We start from the raw sequence: 19236 nt of genomic DNA on the forward strand, positions 1-19236 counted from the left end.
ATTTTTCCAACAAATTTGCTGACGGGCGGAGTTCCGCGCAATGCGACCCGGGTGGGGGCCATCCGATGATTCCGTTGTCAGAAACGGCTTGAAAATTTCGGGACTGAAGACGAAACTTCCGGCGGCGCTCACGGGTTTGTCGACCCTGCCGGTTGATCGGTTGACGGCGACTATAGATCAGATGTTTACTGAGGCGCGGAGGCTAGGCATGGGCGCTGCATTCTCTTATCTGACGAGCGAGATCCGATTCGCTTCTCCGTGTCGGATCGACGGGTCACGGACGGCGAGTCGGGATCCCGACTGCTCGGCCGCCTACCTGACGATCAGCGACGACGCGGCCGACGGGCTCGAGGGCCACGGCTTCGTCTTCGCGGTCGGGGGCGGCGAGGTCCAGCTCGCGGCGATCGAGGCGGTGATGGCGATCATCGAGCACCGACGCCTCGACGCCCTCCTCGCCGACATGGGGGCGACCTGGCGGATGCTCGTCGACCGCACCCAGCGGGCGTGGCTCGCCCCCGACGGGGGCATCGCGCACCGCGCCGCCGGTGCCGTCATGAACGCGCTCTGGGACCTCAAGGCGAAGCGCGCGGGCCTGCCGCTGTGGCGCCTCCTGGCCGGCATGCCGCCCGCGGCGCTCGTCGAGCTCGTGGACTTCCGGTACCTGTCCGACGCGCTCTCCCCGGAGGAGGCGCTGGCGATCCTGGAGGCATCGCTGCCCTACCGGGCGGTCCGCGAGCGACGGCTGCTGGCCGAGGGCTACCCGGCCGCCGCGGCGTCGCCGGGCGAGCTCTGGTACTCCGACGACCTGCTCGAGCGGCTCTGCCGTGAGGCGATGGCCGAGGGCTTCACCCAGATCAAGCTGAAGGTCGGCGCGAACCGTGCCGACGACCTCCGCCGGCTGGCGATCGCGCGCGCCGTCTGCGGGCCCGACCTCGCGATCGCCGTCGACGCCGAGCGCCGGTGGGGCGTCGACGAGGCCATCGCCTGGATCGACGACCTGAGCGAGTTCGACCTGCACTGGGTCGAGGATCCGACGAGTCCCGTCGACCTCCTCGGGCAGGCCGCCATCGCCCAGGCCATCGCACCGGTGCCGATCGCGACGGGCGAGCATGCGCTCAGCCCCGTCATGGTGAAGCAGCTGCTGCAGCTGAACGCCATCGGCTACCTCAAGATCGACGCGACCAGCGTGAACGAGAACCTCGCGAGCCTGCTGCTCGCCGCCGGGACCGGCGTGCCGGTGTGTCCGCGCGCCGGCGGCGCCGGGCTCTCGGAGGTCGTGCAGCATCTCGCGATGTTCGACTACGTCGCCGTCTCGGGATCGATGGAGGGTCGCGCGATCGAATACGTCGACCGCTACCACGAGCACTTCGTGACCCCGGCGATCGTCCGCGGCGGTCGCTACCGCGCGCCGGTCGTCGCGGGGTCGGGCTCCGAGATGCTCCCGACCAGCTTCGTCGACCACATGTGGCCGATCCTGTCGGAGCTCGACGGCGTGGCCTGATCGTCGGCGTTCCGACGCGGGCGGGCGGGCTCATGGCGGCCCGCCCGGCTCGGTGCGCGTCCGCGCGCGGCCGGTGGCCCGGTCGGGCCGCGCAGCCGGCCCGGCGACCGGCCTGGTGACCGCCTGCTCGGGCGGTCTGCGCGACGCACGGCGACAATTGTTGTGAATCAGGATGATTCGTCCGAGTGCATGCATCGGCACCTGACATCCGTCGTTCTGCCGCGGAATTCCGCGCCACGTTAATTCCGCTTGACAAACAACAAAAAGGCTCCATAGCATCAGCCCCAGCGCCGTCAACGTCGATCGAGGTCTGGTCGCACGCTGCAGCGCCAGTCACCGACGACCTCAGGAGCGCATCGTGCAGAGAGCATTCCCCATCCCACGAACACGCCGTCGAACGACGGCGTTGGCGACCGCATTCGCGGTCGTCGCCGGCCTCGCGGTGCCGGCGTTGTGGACCCCACCGCCGGCCCAGGCCGCCGACCTCGAGGCGACGGCGGACTTCCGCGTCCTCGTGTTCTCGGAGACGGCCGGATTCCGCCACGGATCGATCACCCCGGCGAACGAGCTCATCGCGGACCTCGCCGAGGAGAACGGGTTCGAGGCGGTGTTCACCGAGGACTCGAGCGTGTTCGCACCCGCCAACGCGGACGAACTCGCCCTCTTCGACGCCGTCGTGTTCAACTCGACGACCGGTGACGTGCTGACCGCCGACGAGCAGACCACGTTCGAGGCGTACATCCGCGGCGGCGGCGGCTACGCCGGCATCCACTCCGCCAGCGACACCGAGTACGACTGGCCGTTCTACGGCGGGCTCGTCGGCGGGTACTTCAACGGGCACCCGGCGCCGCAGGAGGCCACGGTCAAGATCGAGGACAAGGTCAACCCGTCGACCATGCACCTCGAGGGCGACACCTGGGTCCTGAGCGACGAGTGGTACAACTACCGCAACTTCACCCGCGACAACGTGCACGTGCTGCTCTCCCTCGACGAGAAGAGCTACACGGGCGGCACCCAGGGCGCCGACCACCCGATCGCCTGGTGCCAGAGCGACTACGAAGGCGGACGCTCGTGGTACACGGGCCTCGGTCACATCGAGTCGAACTACGCGATCCCGGCCTTCCGCCAGCACATCCTCGGCGGCCTCGAGATCGCCGCGGGCGTCGTGCCCGCGGGCTGCTCGGCGACGCAGAGCAAGAACTACGAGAAGGTCACGCTCGACGACAACACCCAGAACCCGATGGCGATGGACATCGCGCCCGACGGCAAGGTGTTCTACGCCGAGCGCAACGGCCGGCTCCAGCAGATCGACCCCGAGACCAACTCGACCTCGACCGCGCTGACGCTCGCCGTCACGCAGGCGAACGAGGACGGCCTGCTCGGGGTCGTGCTCGACCCCGACTTCGCCGAGAACGGCTGGGTGTACCTCTACTACGCACCCAACACCGTCGGCGGCGACGGCCCCCACAACCGGCTCTCGCGGTTCACGTACGACTTCGACACGAAGACGGCGTCGCTCGCATCGGAGAAGGTCCTGATGAAGGTGACGACGCAGCGCAACACCTGCTGCCACGCGGGCGGCGACATGCTGTTCGACAACGACGGCAACCTCGTGCTCGCGACCGGCGACAACACCAACCCGTTCGAGTCGGACGGCTACGCGCCGATCGACGAGCGCACGGGCCGGTCGGACTTCGACGCGCAGAAGTCGTCGGCGAACACCAACGACCTGCGCGGCAAGGTGCTCCGCATCACGCCCCAGGCCGACGGCACCTACACGATCCCCGACGGGAACCTGTTCGACGAGGCGGATGACTCGACCAACAAGACCCGCCCCGAGATCTACGCCATGGGCTTCCGGAACCCGTTCCGGATCGGCCTCGACCCGCAGACGAACAAGCTGTTCGTCGGCGACTACGGGCCCGACGCCGGATCGGCGAACGCGAACCGCGGCCCCGGCGGCACGGTCGAGTGGAACATCGTCGACGAGCCGGGCAACTACGGCTGGCCGCTCTGCGTGGGCATCAAGTGCTATCGCGACTGGAACTTCGCGACCTCGACCGCGGGCGCCGCGTTCGACCCGGCCGCCCCGGTCAACAACAGCCCGAACAACACCGGCCTGACGACGCTGCCCCCCGTGATCCAGCCCGAGTGGTGGACCGAGAACGGCACGGCGGCGCTCTACCCGGAGATCGGCGGCAGCGGCGCGCCCATGGGCGGCCCGGTGTACCGGTTCGACCCCGACCTCGACTCCGACACCAAGTGGCCGGCGTACTGGGACGGCAAGGCGATCTTCGGCGAGTGGAACCAGGGCAAGCAGTACTCGATGCAGCTGGACGAGGCTACGGGCTCCAAGATCGTCGACATCAACCGCATCCTGCCCGGCATCTTCGACGGCGGTGGCGACTGGCACCGTTCGATGGACTTCGAGTTCGGCCCCGACGGCGCGCTCTACGTCATCGACTGGGGCTCCGACTTCGGCGGCTCGACCGCCGACTCGGGCATCTACCGCATCGACTACGTGCAGGGCAGCCCCTCGCCGATCGCGCGTGCGTCCGCGGACGTCACGAACGGACCGGACGAGACGCTGACGGTCAACTTCAGCTCCGACGGCACGCGGCACCCGCTCGCGCTCGACTACACGCTGGAGTGGAACTTCGGCGACGGGACCCCGACCTCCGACGAGGCCAACCCGACGCACACGTACGAGGGAGCCGGCAGGTACACGGCGCAGCTCACCGTGACCGACGAGCTCGGCCACACGGCGGTCGCGAACGTGCAGATCGTCGTCGGCAACGCGGTCCCGACCGTGGAGATCACCTTCCCCGAACAGGGCGGGTTCTTCGAGTGGGGCGACCAGGTGCGCTACGAGGTGACGGTGGACGACCCGGATGCCTCGGGCCCCATCGACTGCTCGAAGGTCACGGTTGTCGCGGCGCTCGGCCACGACTCGCACAACCACGACTTCGGCGAGCAGCACGGCTGCGAGGGCAGCATCCAGACGATCCGCGACGCGGGCCACGGCCTCGAGGCGAACCTGTTCTGGGTGATCAACGTCAACTACGCCGATGACGGCGGTGCGGCCGGCGTGCCGCTCACCGGCTTCGGCACCAACATCCTCAACCCGAAGTTCTTCCAGGCGGAGTACTTCGACGAGACGGGCCGCGTGGGCGGCACCGGCGGTGCGGATGACGGCGTGCGCACGGAGAGCACGGGCGACTCGGCGGGCGGCGGACGCAACGTCAGCAACATCGAGACGAATGACTGGTGGTCGTACGAGCCGATCAACCTGAAGGGCATCGACTCGGTGTCGCTGCGCCTCGCGAAGGGCTTCGCCGGCGACGGCACCATCGCGGCGCGGTGGAACTCGCCGACCGGTCCGACGCTCGGCACGGTCACGTTCCAGCCGACGAACGGCTCGAACGGCCAGCCCGGATGGCAGTCGTACCGCGACTTCGCGATGCCGCTGAACACCGCGGCGACGAACGGGGAGACGGGCACGCTGTTCTTCGTGCTCACCTCGGGCGGGGCGAACGTCAACTACCTCGTCTTCGAGGGAGACGGCGTCGAGACCAACGCCTCGCCGACCGGCGAGCTCACGGTCGACGTGACGAGCGGCGAACCGCCCCTCGCGGTCAGCGCCTCCGTCGAGGCGACCGACCCCGACGGCGACTCCAGCCTCCTCACCTACAAGTGGGACGCCGGAACCGGCGGCGGCTTCGTCGACGGCACCTCGGAGTTCGCGACCGAGTACACCCAGCCCGGCACCTACACCCTCACCGCGAGGGTGACCGACGCCGGCGGCGCGTACCGCGACTTCAAGGAGACGATCACGGTCGAGTCCACCCCGATCGGCATCTGCTACAGCGGACGCTCCGATGGCTTCGACGGCACGTCGCTCGACACGACGAACCGCTGGAACCGCTCGGTGCGGATCGACCAGTTCGCGCAGGTCGCGGGCGGGCAGCTCACGATCCCGGCCTCGCTGACCGACATCCACGCGGCCGGCACCGGTTCGCCGAACATCGTCCTGCAGGACCTCCCCGCGGGTGCGTTCTCGATGACGGCGAAGGTGAACTTCCCGGCTCGGGTGCAGTACCAGCAGGCCGGCATCACGATCTACGGTGACGACGACAACTACCTGAAGCTCGTGCAGATGGCACGCGGGTCGTCGGCGGACCCGGCGAACCGCGTCTTCCAGTTCCTCAAGGAGGACAACGCCACGGCGGTCGAACGGAACACGGCGGCGCTCGGGGCGGACTTCCCCGACACGTACTACGTGCGCCTGACGAGCGACGGCACGACGATCAGCGCGTCGTACTCGGCGAACGGCACCGACTTCACGACGATGCCCGACACGTTCACCCTCGCCGGGATCGACAACCCGAAGATCGGCCTGCTCGCCCTCGGGACGAACAGCACCCCGTCCCAGGCGTACGGCGTGGTCAACGCGAAGTACGACTGGTTCCAGGTGACGCCCGACGACACCGCCACGGCCGAGTCGCCGAACGACGAGTTCGACGGCACCGCGCTCGAGGCCTGCCGCTGGGAGGTCGTGAACGAGGACGCCACCGGCTACCGCGTCGCCGGCGGTCAGCTGCAGATCGACACGTCGCCGTTCGACATCTACAACTCGGACACGGGTGTGACGAACTTCGTGCTCCAGCCCCAGCCGGCTGCCGACTGGGTCGTGGAGACGAAGGTCGACGCCTCGCAGCTCGACCGGCGCTACCAGCAGGGCGGCCTGATCCTCTACAAGGACGAGGCCAACTACGTGAAGCTGGACATCCTCGCCACCAACGAGGCCGGCCAGGCGATCGCACGCAACCTCGAGATGCGCAGCGAGATCGGGAACACGGTGCAGAACCCGCAGCCGAACGCCTCGGCGCCGGCGAACGGGATCGTCTGGCTGCGCCTGGAGAAGGTCGGCACGACCTTCACCGGGTACTCCAGCCCCGACGGCACGACGTGGACCCAGATCGCCCAGTCGGTGCAGAACACCGCGCTCGCGGATGCCAAGGTCGGCCTGTACGCCCTCGGCAACTCCGCACAGGGCCAGGTGTCGAACACCGCCTCGTTCGACTACTTCAAGGTCGTCGAGGAGCCGCTGCAGGTCACGGCAGCCGTCACCCCCGCATCGCCGAGCGGCGAGAACGGGTGGTACACGGGTGACGTCACCGTCGCGGTGGACGCCCAGGGCAGCAGCGGCACCATCTACCGCGAGGTCAACCTCGACGGTGCCGGCTGGGTCGAGTACACGGCGCCCGTCGTCGTGACCGAGGAGGGCGAGCACGAACTGCAGTACCGTGCCTCGACCGCCACGGCCGGCTCGACCGAGGCGCAGGCCGTCTCGTTCAAGATCGACCGGACGGCCCCCGTGCCGACCGGGACGGTTGAGGCTGACGAGGCCGACGCGACCCTGCGGTCGCTCGTGCTCGCGGCCGAGGACGCGACGAGCGGCGTCGACTCGATCGAGTACCGCATCGGCGACGCGGAGTGGGCCGTCTTCGACGGGCCGGTCGCGCTGCCGGAGGGTGCGTCGACGGTCGAGTACCGCGCGACGGACGTCGCAGGCAACGTGAGCGAGGTCGCCAGCCTCGAGGTCCCCGACAGCGGCTCGCCGCTCGACGTGACCGTGGTGGCAGGTGCCCGCTGCGTCGCCGGCAAGGCGATGCTCACGCTGCAGACGACGAACAACGAGGAGGTGCCGCTGACCGTGACCTACACGTCGGCCTACGGCACCAAGGCGTTCGCCGCCGTCGCTCCCGGGAAGAACGCGTTCCACGCGTTCACCACCAAGCTGGCGGTCCTGCCCGCCGGCACCGCCTCGGTCGCCGTGACCGGGGTCGTCGACGGGGAGACCGTGACCAGCACGGTTGAGGTCGACTACGCCGCATACCCCTGCGGCTGATCCGATGGGCGGCCCGCCGTTCCGGCGGGCCGCCCATCACCCCCACCCCTGACCCAACGACTTCCGGCGGACATCGCCGGGCAACCAGAAGGAGATCCCATGCGTAGGAGAGAAGTCGTCGCGCGGTGCGCGATGGTCGCGGCCGGAGCGGTCGTGCTGGCGGGCGTCGCCACCGCGGCGTCCGCCGAGGAGCAGTACGGCGGCGAGGACATCGACGTGTCGGTCGAGATCGCCGAGATCGACGAGCCCGGCGTGCTCGCCCTCAGCGTCGCGGGCGGCGCGGTCCAGCTGACCGAGTCCGGCACCACCCCCACGGTCCGCCAGTTCACCGGCACCCTGCCCACGGTGACCGTGACCGACACCCGTACCGCGGAGGAGATCCCGGACGACGCGTTCTGGTACGTGCTGGGCAGCGCGACCGACTTCCAGGGCTCCGCCGGCCAGTCCCCGATCCCCGCGTCCCTGCTGGGCTGGGTGCCGGCGCTGATCGACGGCGGCGAGTCGGGCCTCGTCAGCGAGGGCGACCCGGTCGCGGGCGGCCTGGACGCCGGCGGACGCGGCCTGGTCGACGTCGAGCTCCTCGCCATGGCCGCTTCGTCGGAGGCCATCGCCGGCGAGGGCCAGTGGACGGCGACCGCCGACCTGAAGCTGCGCACCCCGGCCTCGGTCGAGCCCGGCAGCTACACCTCGACGCTCACCCTCTCCCTCTTCGAGTGACGTCATGGGGTCGACGATGATCGCGACGGGTGCGTCGCACCGCCGGGCCGGCGCGATGCTCGTGCTCCTCCTGGCGCTGTGCTCCGCCTTCCTGCTGGTGCTCGGGGTCGCTCCCGCGCGAGCGCACGGCGGTCCCATCGAGGCGCAGATCGCGCAGGACGGCGAGGGCGGCGTCTACGTCACCTTCGCCTACGCCGAGGATGGGCACCCCGTCGAGGCGCTGCTCGTGGCGACCGTCGAGGGTCGGTCGGCCGAGGGCGAGGTGCTCGAGCCCGTGCCGCTCGTCTCGGGCAGCCAGGGCTCCGGGATCTGGGGCACGCCGCCCGGCACCTTCCCCGAGGGATCGTGGGACATCACGGTCCGGGTCACCGATCCGGTCGCGTACGAGACCAGCGCCCTGCTCGAGATCACGATGGCCGACGTGGTCGCCGACGACTACGTCGACCCCGCGGCGGTCACGGCGACGGCGCCGGTCGAGGACGCCGGTTCCTGGCTCGGGGTGGCCGGCCTCGGCGTCGCCGCGGTCGCGGCGCTCGCGGTGATCGGCGCCCTGCTGTTCCGGCGGTCCCGCGTGGCGGCCTGACTGCCCACCCGACGGCGAGGACGGGGAAGCCTGCGGGCGTCCCCGTCCTCGCCCTTCCCATGGGAAGGGCACTGTGCTCCGGCGCCGCGTACCGGTAATATGACTGGAGTCGCAACATACAGACGTTCGGCCGAAGTTCCGAGGAGTGGACGATGAAGACCCTCACCAGGTTCGCCTGGCGTGCCGGGCTCGGCATCCTGGCGGCGGCGCTGCTCGCACCGATCGCGCACCTGGCAGCCGTGCCGTCCGCCGAGGCGGCCGAGGGCGACGGCACCGTGACCTGGTCGGTCGTGCCCGCCGATGCCGCCGGTCCGGACGGCCGGTCGTGGGTCGACCAGTCGCTCGACCCGGGGGAGTCCCGCGAGGAGCACCTCGCGGTCCGCAACCTCGGCCCGACCGACGTCACCTTCGCCCTGTCGGCCGCTGACGGCTACTTCACCGAGACCGGCCGCTTCAACATGCTGCCCGCCTCCACCCCGTCGACCGCGGCGGGTCGCTGGATCGACCTGCCGGGCACCGTCACCGTACCGGCGAACGGCACGGTCGTCGTGCCGTTCACGATCGCCGTCCCCGACCGGGCCGTGCCGGGCGACTACGCGGCCGGGGTCGCGGCGTCGATCACGTCCGTCGGGGCCGAGGGCGGCGCGACGATCGGCGTCGAGAGCCGGGTCGGATTCCGCGTGCTCACGCGGGTCACGGGCGAGCTGCTGCCCGCCCTGGCGATCGCCGACGCGGCGTCCGAGTACCACGTGGCGTGGAATCCCTTCCGGCCGGGCCGGATGTCGGTCTCGTTCGCCGTGGAGAACACGGGCAACACGCGCCTGTCGGTGACCGGGCAGGTCGAGGCGGCCGGGGCGTCGGCCGCCTTCGGGGTGGACGAGGAGGCGATCGAGCTGCTCCCGGGCGAACGCCGGCAGGTGACCGTCGACCTCCGCGACGTGTGGCCGCTCCTCGTCGTGCCGACCCGGATCGAGGCATCCGTCGACGTCGCCGACGCGGCCGGGAGCTGGGAGCCTGCGCCGGGTGCCGCGGAGACCGCGTCCCTCACGACCTGGGCGCCGCCGTGGCCGCAGCTCGCCGTCGGCCTCGCGCTCGCGCTCATCGTGCTCGGGCTCGTCGCACGCCGACGGCGGAGCCGGCGTGCGATGGCCGCGCTCGTCGAACGGGCCCGCGAGGAGGGGCGCCGCGAGGGCGAGTGGGCGGCAGCGCGGTCCGACCGCGTCGATGCCTGACGACGGTTGTGGAACCGGTTCGTCGTCCGCTGACGCCGATTAAGTACGGATTGACAACAAACACGGCGTGCGTCCGTCATCCGACGCAATCAGCCCTCGCCCGGAACCCGGCGGAGGGCTACACTGGATTTCCGCGGTGAGAGCGCTCTCAACCATGTTCCGTCTCGAAGTCGAGCACGGAACCCGGCATCCGGCCACGCTCGCGTTCGGCCCCGATTCCGACAATCCGAGTAGCATCGAAATCCAGTCACGGCCTGTCCGGCCTCGCGCCGCGGGCGAGATCACCTACCTGGAGGTGGGATGAAGGACCCGATCGGAGGCACCTCGCGTCTCGGATCCAAGGGGAGGAACCTCGAGGATCTCCGACGGCAGAACCTCAGCACGGTGCTCTCCCTCGTCCACGCGAACCGCTCCATGACCCGGGCGGACCTCACCCACGCGACCGGCCTCAACCGGTCCACGGTCGCCACCATCGTCACCGAGCTCGAGTCGCTCGACCTCGTCACCGTCTCCCAGCCGCTCGACACCAAGCGCGTCGGCCGGCCGAGTACCGTGATCGGTCCCTCGCCCCGGCACATCGCCGTGGCGGTGCATCCCGACAAGGATGCGATCGCGATCGGCGTGGTCGCGATGGGCGGCCGAGTGCTCCGCGAGTTCCGCTTCGACGTCGAGCACGCGCCCTCGGCGGTGCACACGGTCAACACCCTCCACGCGCTCGTGCGCGGGCTCGAGCTCTCTGACGGGGGCACCGTCCTCGGCATCGGCATCGGCGTGCCCGGACTCGTGGGCGCCCGCGACGGCATCGTGCGCGTCGCCCCGCACCTCGACTGGCACGACGAACCCCTGGTCGAGATGGTCGCGAAGGCGACCGGGCTGCCCACGTGGGCCGCGAACGACGCCACCTGCGCGGTCGTCGCCGAGGGGCAGTTCGGCGAGGGCGTCGACGAGGACAACGTCGTGTACCTGAACGGCGGCGCGGGCGGCATCGGCGGCGGCGTCATCGTCGGTGGGCAGCTGATCTCGGGGGAGAACGGCTACAGCGGCGAACTCGGCCACATGCTGGTCAACTCCGACGGCGGGCCGTGCCACTGCGGCGCGCTCGGATGCCTCGAGACCGAGGTGAACCGCGACGACCTGCTCGCCGTGGTGGGCCTCGGCGACGCCGAGGCCGGACTGCTCGAGCAGCGCCTGCGCGATGCGTACGGCACGAGCGCCGACGTGACCGCACTCGTCGACCGGCAGCTCGCCTTCCTCGGCGTGGCGTTGCGGAACCTCGTGAACATCTTCAACCCGGGCGTCATCGTGCTCGGCGGCTTCCTGGCCGCCCTGCGGAACGCCACCGGCGACCGACTCCAGGAGGCGGTCGAGCGGTCGGCGCTGGCGGGGCCGGCGTCCGAGGTGCGCATCGTGTCGTCGACGCTCGAGGACAACGTGCTGATCGGCGCGGGCGAGCTCGTGTTCCGCACCATCCTCCGGGACCCCACCTCCGCGGCCGCGAGCGCCTCCGCGACGGCCGTCGAAGCGGAGCGCGTCGCCGCGAGCTGACGCGACCCCGCCCGGCTCACCGGAGCCGGACGGGGCCGATCATGGATCGGGTGGCGCGCTATCCGCGGGACCCGGCCGGCTTCGAGAAGCGCTGCTGGAGCAGCACCGCCACCACGATGATGATGCCCTTGGCGACGGCCTGCACCGACGACGACAGGTTGTTCTGCACGAAGACGTTCGACAGCGTCGCGAAGATGAGCACGCCGAACACGGTGCCGGTGATCGTGCCGCGCCCGCCCACGAGCAGGGTGCCGCCGACGACGACCGCGGCGATCGCGTCGAGCTCGTAGAGCTGGCCGTGCGTCGACGTCCCCGCCGTCGTGCGGCCCAGGATCATCACCGCGGCGATGCCGGCGCACACGCCGGCGATGGCGTAGAGCCACATGGTGTGGCGCTTCACGTCGATGCCCGCGAGGCGCGCGGCCTCGCGGTTGCCGCCGATGGCCACGGTGCGACGGCCGAAGGTGGTGCGGTTGAGGATGATCCACCCGGCCGCGGCGACGAGCGCGAAGATCCAGATGAGGATGTCGACGCCGAGGAAGTCCTCGTTCAGGAAGGTGATGAAGCCGCGGCTCTCGACGACGAGGGTGCGGCGCTCCGCGAGGATCTCGGCGAGGCCGCGCGCGGCGACGAGCATCGCGAGGGTCGCCATGAACGCGACGACCTTGCCGTAGGCGATCACGATGCCGTTCACGAGGCCGGCGGCGATGCCGACCGCGAGCGCGACGACGATCATGAGGAACCAGTGCGTCTGGGCGACGAGGTCCTGCACGGCGGCGAGCGTCGCGGCGACCGAGGCGAGGCCCATGACCGAGCCGACCGAGAGGTCGATGCCGCCGGCGATGATGACGAGCGTCATGCCCACGCTGATCACGCCGATGATCGAGGCCTGGCGCAGGATCGTCAGCATGTTGTTCACCTGGAAGAAGGTGTCGCCCGCGGTGATCGCGCCGACGAGGACGATCAGGAGCAGTGCGAGCACCAGGCCGGCGTTCCGGCCCACCGGTCCGGCGAACAGGCGGCGGAGCGGGGACTGGGGCGGGGTCGCCACGACGGAGGTCGTGGTCGGGGGTTCCGACGGGGCGACGACGTCGGCGGGGGTGGTCTGCTCGCTCACGCGGCAGCTCCTTTCATGACCAGTTCGAGCACACCGTGCTCGTCGATTGCGGAGGCGGGGAGGGTGTCGAGCACGTGGCCGTCGGCGACGACGAGCACGGTGTCGGCGAGGCCGAGCACCTCCTCGATCTCGCTGGAGACGACGACGATGGCGTTCCCGGCGGCGGCGAGCCGGCGGATGAGGGCGTAGATCTCGGTGCGGGCGCCGACGTCGACGCCGCGGGTGGGTTCGTCGAGGAGGAGCACGCGGGTGCCGTGGACGAGCCAGCGGGCGAGCAGGATCTTCTGCTGGTTGCCGCCGGAGAGGGTGACGGCGGGCCGGTCGGGGTCGGCCGGGCGGAGTTCGAGGGCCTCGATCTGCGCCCGGGTCGCCTTCCGCTCCGCACGTGCGTCGAGCCATCCGGCCCGGGCGAAGCGCGAGATGGAGGAGAGCGTGACGTTCACGTAGATCGGCTCCTCGAGCACGAGGCCCTGGCTCTTGCGCTCCTCGGGGGAGAGGCCGACGCCCGCGGCGACCGAGGCGACGACGGAGCCGCGGGGGAGCGGCCGGCCGGCGACGGCCACGCGGCCGCCGGTCGACCGGCGCGCCCCGTAGACGGTCTCGAGGATCTCGGAGCGGCCCGAGCCGACGAGCCCGGCGAGCCCGACGATCTCGCCGGCGCGGACGGAGAACGACACGTCGGAGAAGACGCCCGCCAACTCCAGGCCGTCGACGTCGAGCATCACGGGGGCGTCGTCGGGGAACGGCACGGCGGGCGGGAAGACGTTCTCGACCGTGCGGCCGGTCATGAGCCGGATGAGCTCGGCGGTCGGGGTGTCGGCCACGGGGAGCCCGTGCGCCATGCTGCGGCCGTCCTTGATGACGGTGATGCGGTCGCCGATCTGGCGGATCTCCTCGAGGCGGTGCGTGATGTAGACGACCGCGATCCCCGCGTTCGTGAGCTCGCGGACGACGGCGAAGAGGTTCTTCACCTCCTCCGAGTCGAGCACCGCGCTCGGCTCGTCCATGATGATGAGCTTGATGTCGTGCGACAGCGCGCGCGCCATGCTCACGATCTGCTTGTTGGCCGCGCTGAGCGTGCCCACCTCGGTGTTCGGCGAGATCGAGCCGTGGCCGAGTCGCTGCATGAGCTCGCGGGTGCGGCGGTACGCCTGGCTGCGCCGGGTGAACCCGGCCCTCGCGAGCTCGTGCCCCAGGAAGATGTTCTCGGCGACGGTGAGCCCGTCGACGACGTCGAGCTCCTGGTACATGGTGGCGATGCCGAGCTCGATGGCGGACTCGGGGTCGGGGATGGAGACGGGGCTGCCGAGCCAGAGGATCTCGCCCTCGTCGGGCTGGTGGACGCCCGCGAGCGTCTTGATGAGCGTGGACTTGCCCGCGCCGTTCTGGCCGAGGATGCAATGGACCTCGCCGGCCGCGATCTCCAGGCTCACGTCCTTCAGCGCGCGCACCCCGGCGAAGGACTTCCGGAGTCCCTGAGCGCGGAGCACGACTGGATGGTCGACTTTGATCATGCTCGCAACATATCAGAGGTTCCATCGCGCAGAACTCCGCTTTCATCCCATGAATCCCCGCGCATCGAGCCCGCGGAATGACCGCGTACCTGCATGTAGACAGCCGTGGGAGGCGTTGGTATGGTTCCCACGGCATTATTTGATGTGACTACAAACAAACACCTCGGAACGGTGATGCCCCACCCCGCATCATCGGTCGCATCGGCAATCACACCTCAAAGGAGAGAACTCATGGCACGGAATCACACGCTCGCCAAGCGGGCGATGCTCGGCGTCGGGGCATCCGTCCTCGCGATCGGCCTCCTCGCCGGCTGCACCAGCAGCGGCGACGCCGAGGACGTCGTCGACCAGGGCACCACGAGCGACGAGAACGCCGCCAGCGGCGACAGCGTCGTGATCGGCTTCTCGGGCCCCGCCGCCGACCACGGCTGGCTCGGCGCGATCAACTCGGGCGCCCAGGCGGCCGCGGAGAGCTTCGACGACGTCGAGCTGCGGATGGCCGAGGGCACCAACGACGCCAACGCGCAGATCGCGGCCGTCGAGACCTTCATCAACGAGGGCGTCGACGCGATCGTGCTCCTGCCCAGCGACGGCGCGGCCCTCACCGAGGTCGCGATCAAGGCGATGGAGGCCGGCATCCCGGTCATCAACGTCGACCGCGAGTTCTCCAGCCCGTTCGCCGCCCGCACCACGGTGCTCGGCGACAACTACGGCATGGGCGTCTCGGCCGGCACCTACATCTGCGAGCAACTCGAGGGGCACGACGACGCGGTCGTCGCCGAGATCGCCGGCATCGACTCGCTCCCGCTCACGCAGGACCGCTCGCAGGGCTTCGCCGACGCGCTCGACGACTGCGGCCTCGAGGTGGGCGCCCGCGTGGCCGCCGACTTCACCGTCGCCGGCGGCGAGGCGGCAGCGTCGCAGCTGCTCTCGGCCAACCCGAAGATCGACGCCCTGTGGAACCACGACGACGACCAGGGCGTCGGCGTGCTCGCCGCGATCGACTCGGCCGGCCGCGACGAGTTCTTCATGGTCGGCGGCGCCGGCTCGAAGAACGCCATGGAGGCCATCGAGGCCGACGACTCCGTGCTCAAGGCGACCATCATCTACCCGTCGACGCAGGCCGCCGACGGCATCGCCCTCGCGCGCCTCATCGCCCAGGGCAAGACCATGAGCGACCTGATCACGCCCAGCGTGCCGAACCGGATCGTCATCGACGCCCCGGTCGTCACGAAGGAGAACGTCGACCAGTACATCGGGCTCGCGTTCGAGTCCTGATCCGACCCGAGGTGCCCGGTCGCCAGGCCGGGCACCTCGGACCACCGCACCGCCACCGCACCTCCACCACCGCACGACCGAACCGGCGACCACAGAAAGGCCGACATGTCCGACACCCTCCGCGTAGCGATGATCGGCGCGGGATTCATGGGCGCAGCGCACTCCCAGGGCTGGCGCGTCGCCCCCAGGTTCTTCGATCTCCCCGTGAAGCCCACGATGCAGGTGCTGGCCGGCCGCGACCTCGCCGCGGTCGAGCAGGCCGCGGCGAAATGGGGCTGGGCCGAGGCATCCGCCGACTGGCGCGAGGTGATCGCCCGCGACGACATCGACCTCGTCGACATCGTGACGCCGGGCGACTCCCACGCCGAGATCGCGATCGCCGCCCTCGAGGCCGGCAAGCACGTCCTCTGCGAGAAGCCCCTCGCCAACACCGTCGCCGAGGCCGAGGCGATGGCCGCCGCCGCGAACGCCGCCGCCGCCCGCGGCGTGCACAGCATGGTCGGCCTCACGTACCGTCGCGTCCCGGCCGTGACCTTCGCCCGCGACCTCGTGGCCTCGGGACGCATCGGCGTGGTGCGCCAGGTGCGCGCCGCGTACCGGCAGGACTGGCTCCGCGACGAGACGGGCCCGATGACGTGGCGGCTCGAGAAGCACCGGGCGGGCTCCGGTTCGCTGGGCGACATCGGCGCCCACGCCATCGACCTCGCCGAGTTCATCACGGGGCTGCGGCTCGAGCGCGTCTCCGGGATCCTCGAGACGATCGTGACCGAGCGGCCGCTGCTCGGGGAACGCGTCGGGCTCTCGGGGACGGCGTCCGACCGGGTCGGCACCGTCACCGTCGACGACGTCGCCCTCGTCACCGGCCGGTTCGCGTCGCAGGACGGCTTCGCCCCGATCGGCACGTTCGAGGCGACGCGGTTCGCGACGGGCCGGAAGAACGCCCTGACCATCGAGGTGTCGGGGTCGCGCGGCGCCATCGCCTTCGACCTCGAGCGGCTCAACGAGCTCGAGCTCTACAGCGTCGCCGACCCCGACCTCGAGCAGGGGTTCCGCCGGGTGCTCGTCACCGAACCCGACCACCCCTACCTGGCGCCGTGGTGGCCGCCTGGCCACACGCTCGGGTACGAGCACGGCTTCTCGCACCAGGTCGTCGAGCTCGTGACGGCGATCGCCGCCGACACCGCCCCCACCCCGTCGTTCGCCGACGGACTGCACCTCCAGCGGGTGCTCGACGCCGTCGAGCGCAGCTCGGGGCGCGACGCCGTCTGGACGCCGGTCGGCTGAGCCCGGCGCGCACCGCGAACCCGCCGAACCAACCGAACCCGCGAACCCACCGAACCACCGAACCCACCGAAGCAAGAAGCACGAGCAAGGAGCCATCGCGATGACGCGACCGATCACGCTGTTCACCGGCCAGTGGGCCGACCTGCCCTTCGAGGAGGTGGCCCGCCTCGCCGGCGAGTGGGGCTACGACGGCCTCGAGATCGCCTGCTGGGGCGACCACCTCGACGTGTCCCGGTGGGACGACGACGCCTACGTGCAGAGTCGCCGGGACATCCTCGAACGCAACGGCCTGACCGCCTACGCGATCTCGAACCACCTCACCGGCCAGGCCGTGTGCGACGACCCGATCGACGAGCGCCACCGCGACATCCTCAGCGACCGGGTCTGGGGCGACGGCGACCCCGAGGGCGTGCGGCAGCGGGCCGCCGGGGACCTCAAGGACACCGCGCGGTTCGCCGCGAAGCTCGGCGTGAAGACGGTCAACGGCTTCACGGGGTCGTCCATCTGGAAGGCCGTCGCCATGTTCCCGCCGGCCTCCGACGCGTGGATCGACGCCGGCTACCGCGACTTCGCCGACCGCTGGAACCCGATCCTCGACGTCTTCGACGAGGTCGGCGTGCGCTTCGCGCTCGAGGTGCATCCCTCGGAGATCGCGTACGACTACTGGACCGCCAAGCGCACCCTCGAGGCGATCGGGCACCGGTCGAGCTTCGGCTTCAACTTCGACCCGTCGCACTTCGTCTGGCAGCAGCTCGACAGCGTCGCGTTCGTGCTCGACTTCGCGGAGCACATCTTCCACGTGCACGTGAAGGAGTCGGTGACGAACCTCGACGGCCGCAACGGGGTGCTCGGCTCCCACCTGCCCTGGGCGAACCCGCGGCGCGGCTGGACGTTCGTGTCGACCGGCCACGGCGCGGTGCCGTGGGAGCCGGTCTTCCGGGCGCTGAACGCGATCGGGTACGACGGGCCGACGAGCGTGGAGTGGGAGGACGCGGGGATGGACCGGCTGCACGGCGCCCCGGAGGCGCTCGCCTTCGTGCGTCGGCTGAACGCGATCACGCCGCCGGCCGCTGCGTTCGACGCGGCCTTCAGCAGCAACTGACCGCCGGGCGAGACGTTCCGCCGGGACGGCGGGCTGCCGAGCAGCCCGCCGCCCCGGCGCGCCTCATCACCGCGACTCCGAAAGGGTGGGCATGGACGGAGCGAGGACGGATGCCCCGAGCTCGACGCTCGGGGCGACGATCGACGACATCCGGCGGCAGAACCTCGCGCAGGTGCTGCGGCTGGTGCACCGGGACGGGCCGCTGTCGCGGGCCGAGATCACGCGGGCGACCGGGCTGAACCGGTCGACGATCGGCGGGCTCGTGACCGAGCTCTCCCATCGCGGGCTCGTGGTGGAGAACCCCGCCGCCGCGGTCCGCAAGGTCGGACGGCCGAGCCCCTCGGTCGCGGCGTCCGACCAGGCCACGGCGATCGCGGTCAACCCCGAGGTCGACGCGATCGACGTGGCGCTCGTGGGACTCAGCGGCCGCGTGCTGCACCGGGTCCGCTACCGCAACGAGCGGACGCCGACGGTGGGCGAGTTCGTCAACGTGGTCAGCGCGATCATCGAGGGCATGCGGCCGGCGTTCGGGGATGCCGCCGTGCTCGGCGTCGGCGTCGCCCTCCCCGGCCTCGTGCGGGAGGCGGACGGGTCGGTGATCCTCGCTCCGCACCTCGGCTGGCGCGACGCCCCGCTCGGGCAGCTCGTCGAGGAGGCGACCGGCATGCGGGTGGTCGTCGGCAACGACGCGAACTGCGGCGTGGTCGCGGAGAGCACCTTCGGCGCCGGCCGCGGCGACGGCGTGATCATCTACCTGAACGGCGGCGCGAGCGGCATCGGCGGCGGGATCGTCATCAACGGCCGGCTCGTCGCCGGCGAGGGCGGCAACGCGGGCGAGTTCGGGCACACCGCGGTCTCGACCCGCGGTCGGCGCTGCCACTGCGGGGCGACCGGATGCCTCGAGACCGAGGTGCGGCGGGACCGCTTCGTCGAGGCGGCCGGGCTCGGCGAGGTCGAGCTCGACGCCGTGCGCGAGGCGCTGACGACGGCCTGGCGCGAGCGCGGGGGAGCGGGCGGCGCGGAGATCGACCGGCAGGTGAGTCGGCTCGCCGTCGCCCTGCGGTCGATCGTCAATATCTTCAACCCCCGGACCGTGATCCTCGGCGGGCACCTCGCCCACCTGCTGGCCGTCGTCGGCGAGGACGAGATCCAGCGCCGCGTCGCCCCGACCCTGCCGGGCGGCGGCAGCGAACCGGAGATCGTGGGCGCCCAGCTCCAGGACGAGCTGCTGCTCATCGGGGCGGCCGAGCTGGTGTTCGCGCAGACCCTCGGCGACCCGACGGTGATGCCGAGCCGGGTCGTCGCGTCGGCCTTCGCGCGCTGACCGGCGGGCGCCTCCGGAGGCCGACCGACGGCGCTCCGCCCGATCGCGGCCCGAGGGGATCGGGTCGCCTCGCGCGCGTAGACTTGACGGTCCGTCGCACGAGGAGCCCGTCATCAGCAGCAGCACGT

Annotated in this window: 12 protein-coding genes; 10 read left to right on the plus strand and 2 right to left on the minus strand. The window is 70.9% G+C overall.

All coding sequences use genetic code 11. The features are described 5' to 3' along the window. Positions 1-208 precede the first annotated feature (208 nt). The 6 genes from ACGGZK_RS10980 to ACGGZK_RS11005 all read left to right on the plus strand — a co-directional run bounded on the left by ACGGZK_RS10980 (position 209) and on the right by ACGGZK_RS11005 (position 11489). The gene (locus tag ACGGZK_RS10980) at positions 209-1501 is read left to right on the plus strand and encodes an enolase C-terminal domain-like protein (protein ID WP_395242698.1); all 1293 of its coding nucleotides are present in this window, start codon (positions 209-211) and stop codon (positions 1499-1501) included. Positions 1502-1907: 406 nt separating this feature from the next. Further along, positions 1908-7412, plus strand: coding sequence for a ThuA domain-containing protein (locus ACGGZK_RS10985; RefSeq protein ID WP_395242699.1), 5505 nt, complete (start codon positions 1908-1910; stop codon positions 7410-7412). 99 nt (positions 7413-7511) lie between these two features. Beyond that, positions 7512-8129: a hypothetical protein gene (locus ACGGZK_RS10990; RefSeq protein WP_395242700.1), complete on the plus strand. Its 618-nt coding sequence runs from the start codon at positions 7512-7514 to the stop codon at positions 8127-8129. Positions 8130-8133: 4 nt separating this feature from the next. Further along, entirely contained in the window at positions 8134-8712 is a 579-nt protein-coding gene (locus ACGGZK_RS10995; RefSeq protein WP_395242701.1) for a hypothetical protein, read from the plus strand. Positions 8713-8864: 152 nt separating this feature from the next. Next, positions 8865-9944, plus strand: a complete 1080-nt coding sequence (locus ACGGZK_RS11000; protein WP_395242702.1) for a hypothetical protein — start codon at positions 8865-8867, stop codon at positions 9942-9944. Between the two features lie 414 nt (positions 9945-10358). Continuing rightward, positions 10359-11489 carry an ROK family protein gene (locus tag ACGGZK_RS11005; protein ID WP_395242703.1) on the plus strand — a complete coding sequence of 377 codons (1131 nt, stop codon included), beginning with the start codon at positions 10359-10361 and terminating at the stop codon, positions 11487-11489. A gap of 58 nt (positions 11490-11547) precedes the next feature. Here ACGGZK_RS11005 and ACGGZK_RS11010 read toward each other — a convergent pair whose 3' ends face one another. Both ACGGZK_RS11010 and ACGGZK_RS11015 read right to left on the minus strand, forming a co-directional pair. After that, positions 11548-12606 carry an ABC transporter permease gene (locus ACGGZK_RS11010; protein ID WP_395242704.1) on the minus strand — a complete coding sequence of 353 codons (1059 nt, stop codon included), beginning with the start codon at positions 12604-12606 and terminating at the stop codon, positions 11548-11550. Further along, positions 12603-14120, minus strand: a complete 1518-nt coding sequence (locus ACGGZK_RS11015) for a sugar ABC transporter ATP-binding protein (protein WP_395242705.1) — start codon at positions 14118-14120, stop codon at positions 12603-12605. Before ACGGZK_RS11015 ends, ACGGZK_RS11010 begins: the two co-directional genes overlap by 4 nt. 231 nt (positions 14121-14351) lie before the next feature. On the opposite strand from ACGGZK_RS11015, the gene ACGGZK_RS11020 reads away from it, so the two are divergent. The 4 genes from ACGGZK_RS11020 to ACGGZK_RS11035 all read left to right on the plus strand — a co-directional run bounded on the left by ACGGZK_RS11020 (position 14352) and on the right by ACGGZK_RS11035 (position 19108). Then, positions 14352-15398: a substrate-binding domain-containing protein gene (locus ACGGZK_RS11020; protein WP_395242706.1), complete on the plus strand. Its 1047-nt coding sequence runs from the start codon at positions 14352-14354 to the stop codon at positions 15396-15398. Positions 15399-15503: 105 nt separating this feature from the next. Beyond that, positions 15504-16682 carry a Gfo/Idh/MocA family protein gene (locus ACGGZK_RS11025; protein WP_395242707.1) on the plus strand — a complete coding sequence of 393 codons (1179 nt, stop codon included), beginning with the start codon at positions 15504-15506 and terminating at the stop codon, positions 16680-16682. Between the two features lie 100 nt (positions 16683-16782). Further along, positions 16783-17784 (plus strand): sugar phosphate isomerase/epimerase family protein, encoded by a 1002-nt coding sequence (locus ACGGZK_RS11030; protein ID WP_395242708.1) that lies wholly within the window; start codon positions 16783-16785, stop codon positions 17782-17784. Between the two features lie 91 nt (positions 17785-17875). Further along, entirely contained in the window at positions 17876-19108 is a 1233-nt protein-coding gene (locus ACGGZK_RS11035; RefSeq protein WP_395242709.1) for an ROK family protein, read from the plus strand. Positions 19109-19236: the final 128 nt, after the last annotated feature.

The sequence above is a fragment of the Agromyces sp. MMS24-K17 genome, from assembly GCF_043950245.1.
Lineage (GTDB): Bacteria > Actinomycetota > Actinomycetes > Actinomycetales > Microbacteriaceae > Agromyces.